Here is a 16,538-nt window from a genome sequence, read left to right as displayed (position 1 = left end):
CACCCGCTCCGCGCCCGGCCGTGCCGACCGGTGCGGGCGGGTACCGTGGCCGCCATGGCCGGCCCCGATCTGCGCTTCTACTTCGATCCCGTCTGCCCGTTCGCCTGGATGGCGAGCAAGTGGGTGCGGATCGTCCAGCGGCAGCGCGACTACGACGTGGACTGGCGGTTCATCTCCCTGCGGCTGCTCAACGCCCACATCGACTACGACGCCCACTTCCCGCCGGAGTACGAGGCCGGGCACACGCCGCGGGGCTGCGGCTGCTGCGGGTCGCCGCGCGCATCCGGCACGAGCGCGGGCGCGAACCGATCGGGGCCTTCTACCAGGTGCTGGGGGAGGAGACCTTCGAGTGTGAGCCCGTGCCCGGCGGCGTGGCAGCGGCCACCCACCACGGCGTCCACGACCTGGCGACCTGGGCGTTGAGCCGCACGGGACTGCCGGCGGACTACGCGGACGCGCTCGACGACCCCTCGTGGGACGCCGTCATCCAGGCGGAGACGGACGAGGCGCTGACGCTGACCGGCAAGGACGTCGGCACGCCGATCCTGCACTTCGAACCGCCCGGGGGCACCGCACTGTTCGGCCCGGTGATCAGCAGGCTGCCCGGCGAGCGCGAGGCCCTCGAACTGTGGGAGCACGTCGTGGCGTTGTCCCGGTTCCCCGGGTTCGCCGAGCTCAAGCGCAGCCTGCGGGAACGGCCCCAACTGCCCGCGTTCGGCGTGCCGCCCGGCGAGGCCGGGCTACAGGAGGACTGGCACGGCGGGAGCCGGCGGCAGCGCCCCTGACCCGCGGCGTCAACACTGACCCGCGGCGTCTACACCGGACAGTGGACCGTCGGCCGGGCCGGTGGCGCCGGAGCGCCCGGCCGAACGCCTCTGCGACGACCGGCTCCTTGACGCGAATTAGAACCTGTTCTACCTTCGGCCAGTCGGCGTTGTTTGGTGGAAGGTGGGCAATGATGCGAACCCGTGCGGCCGCGCTGCTCGAACAGCCGGGCAAGTGGCAGATCGTGGACATCGACCTGGACGAGCCGAAGGAGCACGAGGTCCGGGTCCGCTTCGTGGCGGCCGGGCTGTGCCACTCCGACGACCACGCGACCACCGGCGACATGCCGACCCCGCACCTGCCCCTGATCGGCGGGCACGAGGGCGCGGGCGTGGTCGAGGCGGTCGGACCGGGCGTGCGCAACCTCGCCGTCGGCGACCACGTCGTCGCGCAGTTCGTGCCCTCCTGCGGGCGCTGCGAGGCCTGCTCGTCCGGCCGCGGCAACCTCTGCGACCTGGGCATGTACGCGCTGAGCGGCTGCATGGCCGACGGCACCTACCGGGCGCACCTAGACGGCGCGGACGTCGCCCAGATGACCATGGTCGGCACGTTCGCCCAGCACGCGATCGTCCCCGAGTTCTCCCTGACCAGGATCGACCCGGAGATCCCGTTCCACGTCGCCGCGCTGCTGTCCTGCGGCGTGTCCACCGGCTGGGGCTCGGCCGAGTACGGCGCGCAGGTCTCCGCCGGGGACACGGTGATCGTGATGGGCGTCGGCGGCGTCGGCATGAACGCGGTGCAGGGCGCCCGCGCCCGGGGGGCCGCGCACGTGCTCGCGGTCGACCCGGTCGCCTTCAAGCGCGACAAGGCCCTGGAGTTCGGCGCGACCAAGGCGTTCGCCGACATCGACGAGGCCGCCGACTTCGCCCGGTCGGTCACCAACGGGCAGGGCGCGCACTCGGCCATCGTCACCGTCGGCATCACCACCGGCGACCACGTGGCCCAGGCGGTCAACGCGATCGGCAAGTTCGGCACCGTCGTGGTCACCGGCATCGGCGACGTCAAGGACGAGGGCCTGCCGATCAACCTGTGGGCGTTGTCGATGATGCAGAAGCGCATCCAGGGCGTCATCTTCGGCATGGGCACGCCGACCTACGAGATCACCCGGCTGGCCCGCATGTACCAGGCCGGCACGCTCAAGCTCGACGAGCTGATCACCACCACGTACACCTTGGACGAGGTCAACCAGGCCTACGCCGACATGCACGCCGGGCGCAACATCCGCGGCGTCATCCTGCACGAGAGCTGATCAGCCCTTCGGTGGGCGCAGGCACGCGGCGGCGACGACGCCGGCCGCGACGATGCCCGCCAGGGCCAGCAGGCTGAACCACATCCCGTCGGAGAACGCGGCCCGCGCGGCGTCGGCGATCTGCCGGCCCGCCGGGCCGGACCGTTCGGCCACCGCCAGCGCCCCGGCGAGCGAACCGTCCGCGGCCTCCCGCGCCGCCGCGGGCAGGGCCTCCGTCGCCGGGCGCACCGCCGGGGTGTAGGTCGCCGACAGCACGCTGCCGGCGAGCGCGATCCCCAGTGCCGCCCCGATTTCCCGCGTCGCGTCGTTGACCGCCGAGGCCACGCCGTACTTGTCCGGCGGCACGTTGTCCAGGATCGCGCTCGTGGCCGCCGGTGCGGTCAGCCCGAGCCCGCCGCCCAGCACGCACACCGCGACCGCCAGTTCCGGGTAGGAGCTGTCCGGTCCGAGCCGCCCCAGCAGCACCACCCCGGCGATCACGACGAGCAGCCCGAGGCAGGTCAGCGGGCCGAGCCCGAGCCGCTGCGCGATGGCGGCCGAGGCCATCGACAACGGCAGCAGCGACACCGCGATCGGCCACAGCACCAGTCCCGACTCCAGCGGCCCGTAACCCTGAACCAGCTGCAGGTACTGCGCCAGCACGTACAGCGCGCCGAACGCGGCGGTGAACTGCACGGTCACCGACACCGACCCGGTCGCGAACGCGCGGTTGCCGAACAACCGCACGTCCAGCAGCGGAGCCGCGTGCCGTGCTTCGAACCACGCGAAGACACCGGCGAGCACCACCCCGGCGGCCAGCGCCACGATCACTTCGGCGTCGGCCCAGCCCAGGTCCGCCGCCCGCAGGATGCCGAACACCAGCGCGCCGATCGACAACGCGCTGAGGACCGCGCCGACGGTGTCGAACCGGTGGGGCACCTGCTCGCGCGACGTGGGGACCGTGACGCAGGCGAGCGCCAGCAGCAAGGACAGCACGGCTGGGCCGAGGAACACCGAATGCCACGAGAAGTGCTGCAACAGCAATCCGGCGATGACCAGCCCGCCGAGACCGCCCAGACCGGCCACCGCCGCCCAGATGCCGATCGCGCGGCCGCGCCGCTCCGGCGGGAAGCTCGCGTTGATGATCGACAGCGTGGCCGGCATGATCATCGCCGCGCCCAGCCCGGTCAGCGCCCGCGCCGTGATCAGCCAGGCCGGCGACCCGGCGAGCAGGGGAGCGGCGCAGCTGAGCGCGAACACCACCAGCCCGGCGATCAGCACGCCGCGGCGGCCGTGGCGGTCGCCCAGCGCGCCCATCGGCAGCACCAGGGCGGCCAGCACCAGTGTGTAGACGTCCACGATCCAGGTCTGCTGCGCCTGCGTCACCCCGGTGTCCGCGGCCAGCGCGGGCAGGGCGGTGTTGACGATCGTGACCATGGCGATCACCAGGCCGACCGCCGAGCACATCACGGCCACGGTCCAGGCCCGGCGCGCGGCGGACGACGACGAGACCTCGGACCGTGCGACGACGCGCATGCCACCTCGCTTCGATGCGAAACGAAACTGTCGGTATCGTAGCAGTACTGGCAGTTCTGAAAATAGTTCTGGGAGAATCCGGGAGTGACGACGCAGCAGGTTCCGGGCCGCCGTGACCCGCGGCTGGACCGGTCGCGGTCGGCGATCCTGTCCGCGGCCGTCGCCCTGCTGGCCGAGGGCGGCGTCCGCGCGGTGACGATCGAGGCGGTCACTTCGCGCAGCGGCGTCGCGCGATCCACGCTGTACCGGCACTTCCCGACCAGCACCGAGCTGCTGGCAGCGGCTTTCCAGGAGCTGCTGCCACCGCTGGACCCGCCCGTCGATGGCGCGCCGCGTGACCGGTTGCTCCGCCTAGTGCTGGCGCAGGCAGCGCAGATCGAGGGGGCGCCGTCGATGGCGGCGCTGGTCTGGATGGCGGCGATCGGCCTGAGTGGCACGCCGGACGAGGGGGAGCGCACCCGGCTCGCCGCGCTGCGCGAACACGTCGTGGACACCTATCGCCGCCCGTTCGACGCCGTGCTCGCCGACTGCCTGCCCGGTGACCCGGACGTCGACTTCGCGGCCGCCCGGCTCGTCGGCCCGCTGCTGTTCAACGCCCTGATCCTGCGGCGGCCCAGCGACGAATCCTTCTGCGCCCGCCTGGTGGACGACTTCCTCGCGCGCCGGTGATCCGCCGGAGCTGCTACTCTTCAATCACTCAGTTGATTTAAGAGGGGGCTCCGCATGGATTTCGACCCGGCCGCGCTCCGCGCCAAGTACCGCGCCGAACGCGACCGCCGCCTCCGTCCGGACGGCGCCGCCCAGTACCGCAGCGTCGAGGGCGCCTTCGGGTACTACGCGGACGATCCCTACGTCGAACCCGGGTTCACCCGCGAGCCGCTGCACGACACGGTCGAGGCCGTGGTGATCGGCGGCGGTTTCGGCGGCCTGCTCGCCGGTGCGCGGCTGCGGGAGGCCGGGGTGGAGAGCATCCGGGTCGTCGAGAAGGCCGGCGACTTCGGCGGCACGTGGTACTGGAACCGCTATCCGGGCATCCACTGCGACATCGAGTCCACTGTGTACCTTCCGCTGCTGGACGAGCTGGGCTACGTGCCGGAGTGGCGCTACGCCCCGGGCGCGGAAATCCTCCGGCACGCGCAGGCGATCGGACGGCACTACGACCTCTACCGCGACGCGTGCTTCCAGACCGGCGTCACCGAGCTGCGGTGGGACGATCCGGAGTGGATCGTCAGCACCGACCGCGGCGACCGGATCCGCGCCCGGTACGTGGTGGTGTCGAACGGCACCCTGGACCGGCCGAAGCTGCCCGGCATCCCCGGGATCGAGACGTTCACCGGTCACACGTTCCACACCAGCCGGTGGGACTACGGCTACACCGGCGGTGACGCGGACGGCGGCCTGACCGGGCTGGCGGGCAAGCGGGCCGCGCTGATCGGCACCGGCGCGACCGCGCTGCAGGTCGTGCCGCACCTCGGCCGCGACGCCGGGCACCTCTACGTCTTCCAGCGCACCCCGTCCTCTGTGGACGTGCGCGCCAACCGCCGCACCGACCCCGAGTGGGCCGCGTCCCTGGAGCCGGGGTGGGCGGCACGCCGCCGGGAGAACTTCCTCCGCGTGATCACCGGGTACCCGGTGGAGGAGGACCTGGTGGCCGACTCGTGGACCAGCAGCGCTGGGCTGCTGGGCAACCTCACCCCCTCCGCGATGCGCGCGATGACGCCCGAGGAGGAGGAGCTCGCCGACTTCCGCAAGATGAACGAGCTGCGTGCGCGCGTGGACGCGATCGTCGAGGACCCGGTGACGGCCGAGAAGCTCAAGCCCTGGTACCGCTACGCGTGCAAGCGGCCCGGGTTCAGCGACGAGTACCTGCAGACGTTCAACCGCCCCAACGTGACCCTGGTGGACACCGCGGACTTCGGCGGCGTGGAGCGGATCACCGGCAGCTCGCTGGTCGTGGGTGACGAAGAGTACGAAGTGGACTGCGTCATCTTCGCCACCGGGTTCGAGGTCGGCAAGTCGGACGTGCTGACCGGGCGGCTGCCGGTCTTCGGGCGGGACGGCCGGTCGCTGCTGGGCACGTGGCGCACCGGGCCGCGCACGCTGCACGGCTTCTACAGCCACGGCTTCCCGAACCTGTTCCACCTCGGCCCGCTGCACAACGCCAGCTCGGTCAACTTCGTGCACATCCTGGACGAGCAGGCCACGCACGTCGGCGCGGTGGTCGCCGAGGCCCGCAAGCGCGGGGTGCTCGTCGAGCCCACCGTGGCGGCCGAGGAGGAGTGGCTGCGCACGATCGAGCGGACCGCGCCGGACCTGGAGCAGTTCCTCACCGAGTGCACGCCCGGCTACTACAACAACGAGGGCAAGCCTCGCAAACGGCAGTCCTTCGGCGAGGGACCGGTCGCGTTCCACGAGCTGCTGCGCGAGTGGCGCCGCGGCCCCGGGCTGGCGGACGTTCTCGGTGGGTAGCCGGGTCGTCGCGCCGGGCCCGATGCGCGGGTCCAACGGTGTCGCGTTCGGACCGGACGACCGGCTGTACGTCGCGCAGTTCCTCAGTGGACTGATCAGTGCCGTCGATCTGGCCGCGGGTGACGTCGAGGTGGTCGTGGGCGCGGACAGCCCGGTGCGCTCGCCGGACGACCTCGCGTTCGGACCGGACGGGTCGATGTACATCACCGACCTGGTGCCCGGACGGGTGTGGCGGCGCGCGCCGGACGGGCGGTACACGCTGGTGTCGGACGAGGTGAAGCTGCCCAACGGCATCGCGTGCGCCGGGGACCGGTTGTTCGTCAACGAGATGCGGATGGGCGGCCGGGTGCTGGAGCTGTTTCCCGCGGGCGGGGAGCCGGTGGTTCTCGCGGACGGGCTGGAGATGGGCAACGCGATGCAGCTCGGGCCGGACGGGTTGCTGTACTACCCGCACATGGCGACCGGCGAGGTCTTCCGCGTGTCGCCGGACGGCGGGCCACCGGAGCTGGTGGCCGACGGGGTGCACGAGCCGGTCGCGGTGCGGTTCGACCGGGGCGGGGAACTGCTGGTGCTGTCGCGGGGCGCGGCCGGGATCGTGACGCGGATTTCCCCGGCTGGCCGGTCCATTGTGGAGACCGGGATCGCGGGGCTGGACAACGCCGCGTTCGACGAGGAGAACCGGATGTTCGTGTCCAGCTTCGCCGCGGGCGGGATCGCCGAGGTGCACCCGGACGGGCGGACGCGCGAGGTGGTGCCGCCTGGGCTCGCGGGCCCGTTCGGGGTGACGGTCGATCTGGGCGGCACCGTGTTCACGGGTGACCACTACCGCGTGACGAGCGTCGACGGGACGATGCGGGAGATGCTGGTGTTCAGCCACGGCATCGCCGCGGACGGGCCGCTGCTGCACGTCACCTCGCAGTACGGCGACGTGCGCACCTACGACCCGGCGGCGCGCACGGTGCGGACGCGGGCGGCGGGGCTCGCGCAGCCGATGGGCCTCGCGGTGGGGGACGGGATGCTGGTGGTGGCCGAGTCCGGGGCGGGGCGCGTGGTGGCGATCGATGAGTCCGACGAGCTGAGCGTGCTCGCGGAGGGATTGGCGCGCCCGGTGGACGTCGCGGTGGCCGAGGGAACGTGGTACGCCAGCGACGAGACGCGCGGCACGGTGGTGCGGCTGCCGGACGCGGTGCCGGTGGCCTCGGGACTCGAGGCGCCCCAAGGGATCGCGGTGCTGGGGCAGGAGCTGTTCGTGGTGGAGGCGGGCGCGCGCCGCCTGACCGCGGTCGATGTGGGCACGGGGGAGACCCGGGTGAAGGTGGCGGACCTGGCGGTCCTGCCCCCGTCGGAGGCGCAGCTGTTCGCCCACGGAATGCCGGGGTTGCCGGGCCGCTTCGCGGGCGTTGCGGCGGCGCCGGACGGCGCGTTGTACGTGGCGGCCAACGGGGAGGGCACCGTGGTGCGGGTGGTGCCGCGCTCGGTGCGTGGCGCGTGATGGCCCGCTTCGCGGCGGCGCCGGGTGGTGTGCTGTATGCGGGGGGGCCAACGGGGAGGGCACGGTGGAGCGGGTGGTGCCGCGGGCCTGAGCGCCATCGATCCGGGCGCGGGGACGCCGGGCCTGCCGAGGCTTTGCGGCCCCCGGGATGGCGCACTGTACGTGGCGGCCACTGGCGAGAGCACCGTGATGCGGGCCGCGATACGCGCGGTGCCTGCCGGGCCGCTTCGCGGGCGTTGCGGCTGCGCCGGAGGGCGCGTTGTACGTGGCGGCCAACGGGGAGGGCACCGTGGTGCGGGTGGTGCCGGGCTCGGTGCGTGGCGCGTGATGGCCCGCTTCGCGGCGGCGCCGGAGGGCATGCTGTATGCGGCCAACGACGAGGGCACCGTCGCCCGTGTACCGCCCGCTCGGTAGTTTGGGCCCGTGGGGACAGCGGAGGACGAGCCGGACTGGAGCGAGTGGCAGCGGCCCGCGCCGGGCGTCCGCCAGCGGCGTCACGACATCCTCCTCGCGCTGCTGGTCCTGCTGACCTCCGCCGGCATGCTCGTGCTCGTCAACAGCATGGGCGCCTACGCCTTCGGCTCCGCGCCCGCGCTCACCGAACAACTGCTCTGGACCGCGGCGCTCACCCTGCCCCTCGCGCTGCGCCGCCGGTTCCCGCTCGTCGTGCTCGCCGTCGTGGGGGCCGTGTTCATCGCCGCGCAGGTGCGCCGCATCGGCGACGGGTTCATGCCCTCGGTCGCGTTGTTCCTGGCCATCTACAGCGCCGGCGCCTGGGCGCGGAACCGCCGCTGGGCGCGGTGGACCCGCATCGCCGTGATCGTGGCGATGTTCGCCTGGCTGGCCGTCGGGCTGGTCTGGTTCCTCGTCGAGCCCACGCCGTTCCCCGGCGCGCGCGGGCCGCTCGACCCGGTGCTGGCGACCGTGCTCTACCAGGTCGTGTTCAACCTGATGTTCTTCCTGGCGGCCTACTTCTTCGGCGACCTCGCCTGGCGGTCGGCGCGCGGCCGGGCCGAGCTGACCCGCCGCGCCGACCAGCTGCGGGCCTCCCAGGAGGAAAACGCCCGCGGGGCCATCGTCGCCGAACGCATCCGCATCGCCCGCGACCTGCACGACGTCGTGGCCCACCACGTGTCCGTCATGGGCATCCAGGCCTCCGCCGCCCGCCGCGTCCTCGGCACCGATCGCGAGCTGGCCGCCTCCGCCCTGCACACCGTCGAGGAGACCGCGCGCACCGCGATCAGCGAGCTGCGCGGGCTGCTCGGCGTGCTGCGCGCCGACCCGCGGAGCGAACCCGGCCCGGCGGACGACCACCAGGCCTCCCCGGGACTGGCGGAGCTGCCCCGGCTCGCCGCCGCCACCCGGGCGGCCGGGCTCGAGGTGCGCTACGGCGAATACGGACAGCCGCGCCCGGTCCCGGACAGCGTCGCGCTGACCGCGTACCGGGTCGCGCAAGAAGCACTGACCAATGTGGTCAAACACGCCCGCGCCCGCACCGCCGACGTGCGCGTGCGCTACCTCGACACCAGCCTGGAAATCGAGGTCACCGATGACGGCCGCGGCCGCGGCGCCACGTCCGGAAGCGGGTTCGGGCTGCTCGGCATGCGGGAGCGGATCGCCGTCCACGGCGGCGAGTTCGAGGCCGGCCCGCGCCGCGACGGCGGCTTCCTGGTCCGCGCGAGCCTGCCCACCCCGACCGCCGACCGTGAGGAGCTGACGCGACCGTGACGGACAGCCTGCGGGTGGTGCTGGCCGACGACCAGGACCTGGTGCGGGCCGGCTTCCGGGTCATCCTCGGGACGGAGCCGGGCATCGAGGTCGTCGGCGAAGCCCGCGACGGCGCCGAGGCCGTCGAGGTCGTCGCCCGGACCGGCGCCGACGTGGTGCTGATGGACGTGCAGATGCCCGGCCTCGACGGGCTGGAGGCCACCCGCCGCATCCTGGGCGACCGGCCCGGCGACGCCCGCGTCAAGGTGGTCATCCTGACCACGTTCGACCGGGAGGACTACCTGTTCGAGGCGTTGCGCGCCGGGGCGAGCGGGTTCCTGCTCAAGAACGCCTCCCCGGAGGACCTCATCGAGTCGGTCCGCGTGGTCGCCCGGGGCGACGCCCTGCTCTCCCCCGAGGTGACCCGGCGGGTGATCAGCCGGTTCACCACGCCCGCGCCGGTCGCCGGGCACCGCCCGCCCGAGCTCACCGACCGCGAGTTCGAGGTCCTGGTGCTGATGGCGCGCGGCGCGAGCAACGGCGAGATCGCCGCCGAACTGGTGCTCGGCGAGACCACGGTCAAGACGCACGTGTCCCGGATCCTGCGCAAACTCGGCCTGCGCGACCGGACTTCGGCCGTGGTGTTCGCCTACGAGCACGGCATCGTCGCGCCCCGCACCGCCTGAGCGGGGTCCTCCGCCAGGAGGACCCGCGAATTCGGCCGTCGGCCGGACGACCGGGACGCCGCGTTCGCCTAGCGTTCCGGTCATGTTGACCGTGACGTCCCTGTCCCGGAGCTTCGGCGAGCACCGCGTCCTCGACGACGTGTCGTTCGAGGTCCGCCCCGGGCGCATGACCGGGTTCCTCGGCGCGAACGGCTCGGGCAAGACCACGACCATGCGGATCGTGCTGGGGGTGCTGGCCGCGCACGGCGGCACCGTCGCCTGGTGCGGCCGCCCGATGACCCCCGCGCAGCGCCGCCGCTTCGGCTACATGCCCGAGGAACGCGGGCTCTACCCGAAGATGAAGGTCGGTGAGCAGATCGCCTGGCTCGGCCGCATGCACGGCCTGGACGACACGGCGGCCCGCGCCGCCACCGCGAAGCTGCTGGAGCAGCTGGACCTGGCCGACCGCGCCGGCGACCGGCTCGAGGAGCTGTCCCTGGGCAACCAGCAGCGGGCGCAGGTCGCCGCAGCCCTCGTGCACGACCCGGACATGCTGATCCTGGACGAGCCGTTCTCCGGGCTGGACCCGCTCGCCGTCGACATCGTGCTGGGCGTGCTGCGGGAACGCGCCGCCGCCGGGGTGCCCGTGCTGTTCTCCAGCCACCAGCTTTCGCTCGTCGAGCGCCTGTGCGACGACGTGGTGATCATCTCCGGCGGAGCGATCAAGGCGAGCGGAACCCGCGACGAGCTGTACGCGCGGTACGGGACGGCGCGGTTCGAACTCGTCGTCGCCGGGGACGCCGGGTGGGTGCGCGACGAGCCGGGCATCGACGTGGTCGAGGTCGACGGCCCGCGGGCGGTGTTCGACCTGACCGGTGACGCCGGCGGGGAGCAGCGGGTGCTCGCATCGGCGTTGCGGCGCGGGGAAGTGCGCAGTTTCGTGCCGGTCGTGCCCTCGCTCGAGGAGATCTTCAAGGAGGCCGTGTGATGACGACCGTGACCGAGCGCGCTGGGGAAGTTTCGTTCTGGGCGCAGACCCGGCTGGTGGCCGAGCGCGAGATCGGAACCTTCCTGCGCTCCAAGGGGTTCTGGATCGGGCTGGTGGTCTCCCTGGCCGGCTTGTTCGCGGCCGCCGTGCTGCCGTCGGTGTTCGCGGGCGGCCCGCCCTCGGTGGCGGCCGTGGGACCGGCCGCGGCGCAGTCGGTGTCCGGTGTGGACCTGGACGTCCGAGAGGTCGCCGACGTCGCCGCCGCCCGCGACCTGGTGCGCTCCGGGGAGGTCGACGCCGCGATCCTCACCGACGCCGGCGGGATCCGCGTGCTCGGGTTGTCCAGTCCACCGGAGGACGTCGTGCGGGCGCTGAGCGCCGCGCCGCCGGTGGAGCTGCTCGAACCCGGCGCGGTCGGGCAGGGCGTGCAGCAGTTCGTGATCCTGGTGTTCGCGCTGGTGTTCCTCATGATCAGCATGGGCGGCATGGCGATCGCGCAGAGCACGGTCACCGAGAAGCAGACGCGGATCGTGGAGATCCTCGTCGTGACCGCGCCGGTGCGGGCGCTGCTGGCGGGGAAGGTCCTGGGGCACACCGCGCTGGCCGTGGGACAGTTGATCGTGCTCGCCGTCGCCGCGCCGATCGCGTTGTCCCTAGGCGGTCAGACGGCGCTGCTGGCCGTCGTGGCGCCCGCGTTGGGCTGGTTCGTGCCGTTCGTGTGCGTGGGTTTCGTGCTGCTGGCGGCTATGTGGGCGGTCGCCGGGTCGGTGGTGAGCAGGCAGGAGGACCTGGGATCCAGCATGGGCCTGGTCATGCTGCTGGTCATGGGGCCCTACTTCCTGGTGATGTTCTTCTCCGGCAACCCCGCGGTGATGGCGGTCCTGTCGTACGTGCCGTTCTCGGCCGCCGTGGCGATGCCGGTCCGCATGTTCACCGGCGACGCGCACACCTGGCAAGCGCTGCTCTCGCTCGGCGTGTTGTGTGGGTCGGTGGTTCTTGTCGTGCTGCTGGCTTCCCGTCTGTACTCCGGCGCGCTGCTGCAGATGGGCGGCAAGGTCGCGCTGCGCCGGGCGTGGCGCAGCGCCGCCTGACTCACTTCGACTGCGGCAGCGTGACTCTGCCCTTGCGGGCGCGAGGCGCCGACGGCGGCGGCACGACCGGGCCGATGTCGCCGTCCGGGGCCTCATCCAGGTCGACGATCACCGGGGCGTGGTCGCTGGGGCCGGTGCCCTTGCGCGCGTGCCGGTCCACCCACGCCGCCGCGACGCGCCCGGCCACCGGGGCCGAGGCCAGCACCAGGTCGATGCGCATGCCGAGGTCCTGGTGGAACATGCCGGCCCGGTAGTCCCAGTAGGTGAAGACGCGCTCGGACGGCCAGCGGTCGCGGATGACGTCACGCAGGCCGAGATCGGTCAGCGCGGCCAGCGCGGCCCGCTCCGGCTTCGTGACGTGGGTGTGGCCCTCGTAGGCGGCGGGGTCGAACACGTCGGCGTCGGTGGGGGCGATGTTCATGTCGCCGCAGAGCATGGTGGCTTCCGGGCCGCCGGCGACGACGTCCCGCAGCGCGGCCAGCCAGGCCAGCTTGTACTGGTAGTGGTCCGAGCCCGGGGTGCGGCCGTTGGGCACGTACAGCGAGTGGATTCGCACGCCGGCGCAGGTCGCGGCCACGGCGCGGGCCTCCGGGTGCGGGAAGCCCGGCGCACCCGCCACGCCGGTGACGACGTCCTCGAGGCCGACCTTGGACAGGATCGCGACGCCGTTCCAGCGCGGTTCACCGGCCAGGGCGGCCTCGTAGCCGCGGGCGGCGAGTTCGTCGCCGAGCAGGTCGCGGAACGCGTCGTCGGACAGTTTGGTTTCCTGCAGGCACACCACGTCCGGCTGCCGCTGGTCCAGCCACGGCAACAGCCTCGGCACCCGCTGCTTCACGGAGTTCACGTTCCAGGTCGCCACGCGCACGCTGCCCACGCTAGTGCGGATCGGCCCGCGCCGCGTACCGCGAGGGAGAACGCGTCGCGGGGGGTCCGGGGTTGCCTTTCTGCGACCAACCACACCCGTGGGCATCCGCGCCGCGCCGGTGGTCGTCTTTCCGGGTGTGAGCCGATGAGGTGAACGCCTCACGCTCGGAAAGGGGAGATCGATGATCAAAACTGGATCCGTACTCGCCGTCCTCGCCGCCGCGACCGCCGTCGCCGCGGGCCCCGCCCAGGCCGCGCCGGCCGATCTGGAGTGCACCGCCACGCAGGTGGCCACCGAGCTGATCCCCGGAGGGGGCGCGGCGGGCGTCCGTGCGGGCTACCTGCAGATCACCGCACTGCCGGGGGAGGCCTGCACCCTGGCCGGCGTCGCACCGGTGCGGCTGGTCGGCGCGCACGACGTGCTCGTCGGCCACGACGCGCCCGCGGACACGCCGACGGTGTACCTGCGGGACGGCTCTTCGGCCTACGTGCGGCTCACCTGGACGGCGCGCGCGCCCTGGCGTCAGCAGACGCCGCTCGCGGTCAGCATCGAGCCGGACAGCCGCGTGGGCGAGCCGGTGATCACCGCGGACTGGACCCTGGGCCCGGTGGACGCGACGTGGATCAGCCACACCATCCACGTCGGGCCCGCGACCGCCGGCCCGGCGCCCCGGAGCTGACGGTTTCCGGCCGGGGCGGCTCGATCGCGGCCGCCCCCGATCACGCGTCGACGAGCAGTTCAGCCGCCGACGAGCAGGTCAGCCGTCGACGAGCAGGCCGCGCAGGGGGCCCTGCAGCCGTTCCGCGCGGCGGGACACGCCGGGGAGCAGCACAAGCCGGTGCGTGCGTGGTTCGCCGCGGCGTTCACGCTCGGCCTGCTCCTCGGCGATCGGACGCCACAGCCCGTCGACGACGTCCGTGGGGTCGGTGTCCAGCTCCAGCGCGGGGCGTCTCAGGTGCTCGGACCACAGGCGCAGGCGCGTGGCGCGGATCAGGTCTCGGTCGTCGGTCGCGACGTTGACCTCGGTGTCGTTGAACAGTGAGTGCTCGTTGAGGTTGGCCGAGCCGATCGTCATCCACTCGTCGTCCACGATGCCGAGTTTGGCGTGCACGTACACCGGGGCGGACGAGTCGCCGTCGTGGCTGCTGATCGTGGTGGCCAGCAGCCGGCGGTTGCCGTCGTCGGCGTCCAGCAGCCGTCCCAGCTGGCCGCGCGTGGTGTCCGCGCCGTTGCTCGGTTTGCGCGGCAGCAGCAGTACCACGCGGAAGTCGTCGTGCGGCGGGTGGCACAGCTTGTCGATCAGCACCTCGGCGATCTCCGGGGACCAGAGGAACTGGTTCTCCAGGTACACCAGCCGGCGGGCGGAGCGCAGCGCGCGCAGGTAGGCGTCGAGGATGGTGAACTCGCCCTTCGGGGCGAAGGCGTAGGTCTTGTCCGGCACCGTGCGCAGCAGTTGCACGTCGCTGGTTCCGGCCGGTTCCGGGGTGGCGGGTTCCGGGAGGTCTTCACCGGCCACCTCGGTCCACCGCTGCCGGAAGTGCCCGGCCACGTCGGCGACGACCGGTCCGTGGAGGCGGGTCATCAGGTCGTGCCAGCCGATCGGCCGGTCCGGCGGGTGTTCGGGGCTGTCGTGGCGATCGCCTTCCAGCGCGGTGAAGTCCACCCCGCCGACGAAGGCGACCTCGTCATCGACGACGACGAGTTTCTCGTGGTGGCAGTGCATCGTCCGTTCGCGGGCGTCGAGAACGCACCGGACGGCGGTGTTCTCGGTGAACTTGCGTTGCTCCGCGCGGACGAGCCCGCGGGTGGGCTGGAAGGCGGGCACCGGTGGGCCGGCCCACACGAGCAGCCGCACGTCGACGCCGCGCTGCGCGGTCGAGGCGAGCAGGTCGCGCAGGGTCGGCGCGTCCGGTTCGCGGGTGAGGCGGAAGTCCGGGCTGGCGTGCCAGTTGGCGATGTGGACGTGGGACTTCGCGGAACGGATCGCCGACGCGATGGCGGGCAGCGCCTCCTCGCCGTCGACCAGCACCTCGAGGTGGTTGCCGCGCCGGACGGCGGCCCGCCCGCCGAAGCGGTCCCCGGCCCCGGAGGGCTCCAGGACCTCCCCCCAGCCGAGCCGGCGCAGGCGGCGTTCGTGGTGGGAGCGCAGCGCGTGTTCCAACCCTTCGCCGAGCCGTTCGTCCACCTTGTCCAGGAGCGCGCGGAACGTCTTCATCCCACCCATGTCACTACAGATCGGGCGGTTTCGCCGGGCAAGATGGGAGGATGTACGAGTGCCGGCCCCAACGCGAGGCGCTCCGCGGCTGGGAAGGAACGCGGTCCGCGGAGTCCTCAGCTGCGGCTCCCGGCGGGGGGCTGCGGCGGCCGGTCGCGATCGCGGCGCCGGAGGGGAAGGCGTCGCGCGGGATGGGGTGGTGGATCCCGTGATCGGGCGGTGGGCTGATGAGCCCCGATAGCGGCGAGCCGGCTGCACGGGCGCGCGCCTGGGCCGAGGCGATCGCGGCGCTCGTCGAACGGGGCACCGGCGTGCGGGGGCAGCGCGCGAGCACCGCGGACATCCAGCAGGAGATCCGGTTCGTGCCGCCCGGCCCGGCGAGCCCGGTCCTGGTCATCGTGTGCGAGGAGAGCCAGGGCTCCCTCTCTCTGGAGCGCATCCGCGGCGTCAGCGTGCTCTACGAGTTCGACGGCGAACCGGACGAGCTGCCGCGGCGGTGGGAGCGGGACCGGCGGCGACGGCCCTGGCTCTCGGAGGTGGACCTGGCCGACCACGCGATCGCAGTCCTGACCGCCGGCTACCGTTTCCGCCGCGTCCCGTTCCACGAGGAGTTGCGGATCAACACCACGCCGCCGTTCCGGTGGATCACCGTGGACCTCGGCTGGCCGCCCTTCTCGTTTCACCGCTGGGCCCCTGTCAAGCCATCCGGTTCTCGTGCGGGCGCCCGCACGAGAACCGGTTCCGACTAGGCGAAGCAGGCGTTCAGCGCCAGCCAGCCGTGCCACGCGCGGGTCACGCCGAACTGGGCGTTGAACCGCAGCGCCGCGCGCACGTCGTTCTCCGACGCGCCACCGCGCACGGCCCGGCCGATGTGCGTGCGGAACGTCTCCCCGAGCGTCTGGTAGTGCACGTCCACGCTCAGGCTCGCGAACCCGCGCTCCCGCTCGCTCAACGTGCCCGGCCCGTGCCCGGACCGCATGCGGGACTGCAGGTCGAAGTGCTCGAGGAAGTGGCCGTCCAGCTCGCCGACCCGCGCGCGAACGGCCGCGGGCAGCGGGCTGGGCGCCGCGTCCGGGCCGGTCGAGACCAGGTCGTCGCTCAGCGGTTCGGCCTCCGGGTGCGGGATGCCGTGCTGTGTCTCGAACTCCGCGAGCCGTTCCAGGCCCGCGGCGGCGGCGTGGTAGCCGCAGTCGTAGGAGAGGAACCGCAGCAGCTCACGGATGTCCGCAGTGGACACCCCGCGGTCCAGGCCGGCCCGCACGTGGGTTTCGAAAGGCAGCCCCAGCGTGCCCTGGCAGACGTCGGCCACCACGGACAGGAAGGTCTTCTCGCGGTCGGTCAGTTCCGGGATGGCCCAGGCGTGGCCGGTCGTGGCGCCGGCCATCTGGGCGAACACCGGGTCGAGCAAGGTGCTCTCGGTCGTCGTCAAGGGCCACTTCGCGGCGGCGGCCGAACGC

General features: G+C 72.9%; 16 protein-coding genes. 12 read left to right on the top strand and 4 right to left on the bottom strand.

All coding sequences use genetic code 11. The features are described from left to right. Positions 1-54: 54 nt before the first annotated feature. From IE290_RS38665 to IE290_RS11385, 3 genes are all read left to right on the top strand, one after another. A complete protein-coding gene (locus tag IE290_RS38665) occupies positions 55-423 on the top strand; it encodes a mycothiol-dependent nitroreductase Rv2466c family protein (protein WP_444541891.1) in 369 nt (122 codons plus the stop codon). Next, positions 309-785 (top strand): mycothiol-dependent nitroreductase Rv2466c family protein, encoded by a 477-nt coding sequence (locus IE290_RS38525; RefSeq protein ID WP_444541892.1) that lies wholly within the window; start codon positions 309-311, stop codon positions 783-785. The genes IE290_RS38665 and IE290_RS38525 overlap by 115 nt, the downstream gene beginning before the upstream one ends. A gap of 170 nt (positions 786-955) precedes the next feature. Next, a complete protein-coding gene (locus IE290_RS11385) occupies positions 956-2,074 on the top strand; it encodes an NDMA-dependent alcohol dehydrogenase (protein ID WP_191244506.1) in 1,119 nt (372 codons plus the stop codon). Here the strand turns inward: IE290_RS11385 and IE290_RS11380 are convergent, their stop codons facing one another. Beyond that, complete coding sequence (locus IE290_RS11380) at positions 2,075-3,589, bottom strand: MFS transporter (RefSeq protein ID WP_191244505.1); 1,515 nt, start codon at positions 3,587-3,589, stop codon at positions 2,075-2,077. It lies immediately after the preceding gene. 84 nt (positions 3,590-3,673) lie between these two features. Between IE290_RS11380 and IE290_RS11375 the strand changes: the two genes are divergently transcribed. The 7 genes from IE290_RS11375 (at position 3,674) to IE290_RS11345 (ending at position 12,001) form a co-directional block, all read left to right on the top strand. Beyond that, entirely contained in the window at positions 3,674-4,258 is a 585-nt protein-coding gene (locus tag IE290_RS11375; RefSeq protein ID WP_191244504.1) for a TetR/AcrR family transcriptional regulator, read from the top strand. Positions 4,259-4,312: 54 nt separating this feature from the next. Beyond that, positions 4,313-6,058, top strand: coding sequence for a flavin-containing monooxygenase (locus IE290_RS11370; RefSeq protein WP_191244503.1), 1,746 nt, complete (start codon positions 4,313-4,315; stop codon positions 6,056-6,058). Further along, positions 6,051-7,550: an NHL repeat-containing protein gene (locus IE290_RS11365; RefSeq protein WP_229874410.1), complete on the top strand. Its 1,500-nt coding sequence runs from the start codon at positions 6,051-6,053 to the stop codon at positions 7,548-7,550. The genes IE290_RS11370 and IE290_RS11365 overlap by 8 nt, the downstream gene beginning before the upstream one ends. 423 nt (positions 7,551-7,973) lie before the next feature. Beyond that, on the top strand, positions 7,974-9,278 hold the full coding sequence (locus IE290_RS11360) for a sensor histidine kinase (protein ID WP_229874409.1): 1,305 nt from the start codon (positions 7,974-7,976) through the stop codon (positions 9,276-9,278). Beyond that, positions 9,275-9,943: a response regulator gene (locus IE290_RS11355; RefSeq protein ID WP_191244502.1), complete on the top strand. Its 669-nt coding sequence runs from the start codon at positions 9,275-9,277 to the stop codon at positions 9,941-9,943. Before IE290_RS11360 ends, IE290_RS11355 begins: the two co-directional genes overlap by 4 nt. Before the next feature lie 82 nt (positions 9,944-10,025). Next, a complete protein-coding gene (locus IE290_RS11350; protein ID WP_191244501.1) occupies positions 10,026-10,910 on the top strand; it encodes an ABC transporter ATP-binding protein in 885 nt (294 codons plus the stop codon). Beyond that, positions 10,910-12,001, top strand: coding sequence for an ABC transporter permease (locus IE290_RS11345; protein WP_191244500.1), 1,092 nt, complete (start codon positions 10,910-10,912; stop codon positions 11,999-12,001). Before IE290_RS11350 ends, IE290_RS11345 begins: the two co-directional genes overlap by 1 nt. A gap of 1 nt (position 12,002) precedes the next feature. Here IE290_RS11345 and IE290_RS11340 read toward each other — a convergent pair whose 3' ends face one another. Beyond that, positions 12,003-12,875 (bottom strand): exodeoxyribonuclease III, encoded by an 873-nt coding sequence (locus IE290_RS11340; RefSeq protein ID WP_191244499.1) that lies wholly within the window; start codon positions 12,873-12,875, stop codon positions 12,003-12,005. Between the two features lie 172 nt (positions 12,876-13,047). Between IE290_RS11340 and IE290_RS11335 the strand changes: the two genes are divergently transcribed. Further along, positions 13,048-13,545, top strand: coding sequence for a DUF4232 domain-containing protein (locus IE290_RS11335; protein ID WP_191244498.1), 498 nt, complete (start codon positions 13,048-13,050; stop codon positions 13,543-13,545). 78 nt (positions 13,546-13,623) lie between these two features. On the opposite strand, the gene IE290_RS11330 is transcribed toward IE290_RS11335, so the two are convergent. After that, positions 13,624-15,081 carry a phospholipase D-like domain-containing protein gene (locus tag IE290_RS11330; RefSeq protein WP_191244497.1) on the bottom strand — a complete coding sequence of 486 codons (1,458 nt, stop codon included), beginning with the start codon at positions 15,079-15,081 and terminating at the stop codon, positions 13,624-13,626. 227 nt (positions 15,082-15,308) lie between these two features. Between IE290_RS11330 and IE290_RS11325 the strand changes: the two genes are divergently transcribed. Further along, on the top strand, positions 15,309-15,830 hold the full coding sequence (locus tag IE290_RS11325) for a hypothetical protein (protein ID WP_229874408.1): 522 nt from the start codon (positions 15,309-15,311) through the stop codon (positions 15,828-15,830). Here the strand turns inward: IE290_RS11325 and IE290_RS11320 are convergent. Further along, positions 15,827-16,510: a carboxymuconolactone decarboxylase family protein gene (locus tag IE290_RS11320; RefSeq protein WP_229874407.1), complete on the bottom strand. Its 684-nt coding sequence runs from the start codon at positions 16,508-16,510 to the stop codon at positions 15,827-15,829. The two genes, IE290_RS11325 and IE290_RS11320, sit on opposite strands and share 4 nt — an antisense overlap. Between the last annotated feature and the right edge of the window lie 28 nt (positions 16,511-16,538).

Source organism: Amycolatopsis deserti (genome assembly GCF_014653945.1).
Taxonomy (GTDB): Bacteria; Actinomycetota; Actinomycetes; order Mycobacteriales; family Pseudonocardiaceae; genus Amycolatopsis_E; species Amycolatopsis_E deserti.
The sequence above is the reverse complement of the archived record's forward strand: the minus strand, read 5'-3'. Positions and strand labels throughout refer to the sequence as shown.

Bases quoted from the DNA above. Each gene is read 5' to 3' on its own strand.
- IE290_RS11380 (WP_191244505.1), bottom strand. From the start codon at position 3,589: ATGCGCGTCGTCGCACGGTCCGAGGTCTCGTCGTCGTCCGCCGCGCGC.
- IE290_RS11350 (WP_191244501.1), top strand. From the start codon at position 10,026: ATGTTGACCGTGACGTCCCTGTCCCGGAGCTTCGGCGAGCACCGCGTC.
- IE290_RS11345 (WP_191244500.1), top strand. From the start codon at position 10,910: ATGACGACCGTGACCGAGCGCGCTGGGGAAGTTTCGTTCTGGGCGCAG.
- IE290_RS11325 (WP_229874408.1), top strand. From the start codon at position 15,309: ATGAGCCCCGATAGCGGCGAGCCGGCTGCACGGGCGCGCGCCTGGGCC.
- IE290_RS11370 (WP_191244503.1), top strand. From the start codon at position 4,313: ATGGATTTCGACCCGGCCGCGCTCCGCGCCAAGTACCGCGCCGAACGC.
- IE290_RS11330 (WP_191244497.1), bottom strand. From the start codon at position 15,081: ATGAAGACGTTCCGCGCGCTCCTGGACAAGGTGGACGAACGGCTCGGC.
- IE290_RS11385 (WP_191244506.1), top strand. From the start codon at position 956: ATGATGCGAACCCGTGCGGCCGCGCTGCTCGAACAGCCGGGCAAGTGG.
- IE290_RS11335 (WP_191244498.1), top strand. From the start codon at position 13,048: ATGATCAAAACTGGATCCGTACTCGCCGTCCTCGCCGCCGCGACCGCC.
- IE290_RS38665 (WP_444541891.1), top strand. From the start codon at position 55: ATGGCCGGCCCCGATCTGCGCTTCTACTTCGATCCCGTCTGCCCGTTC.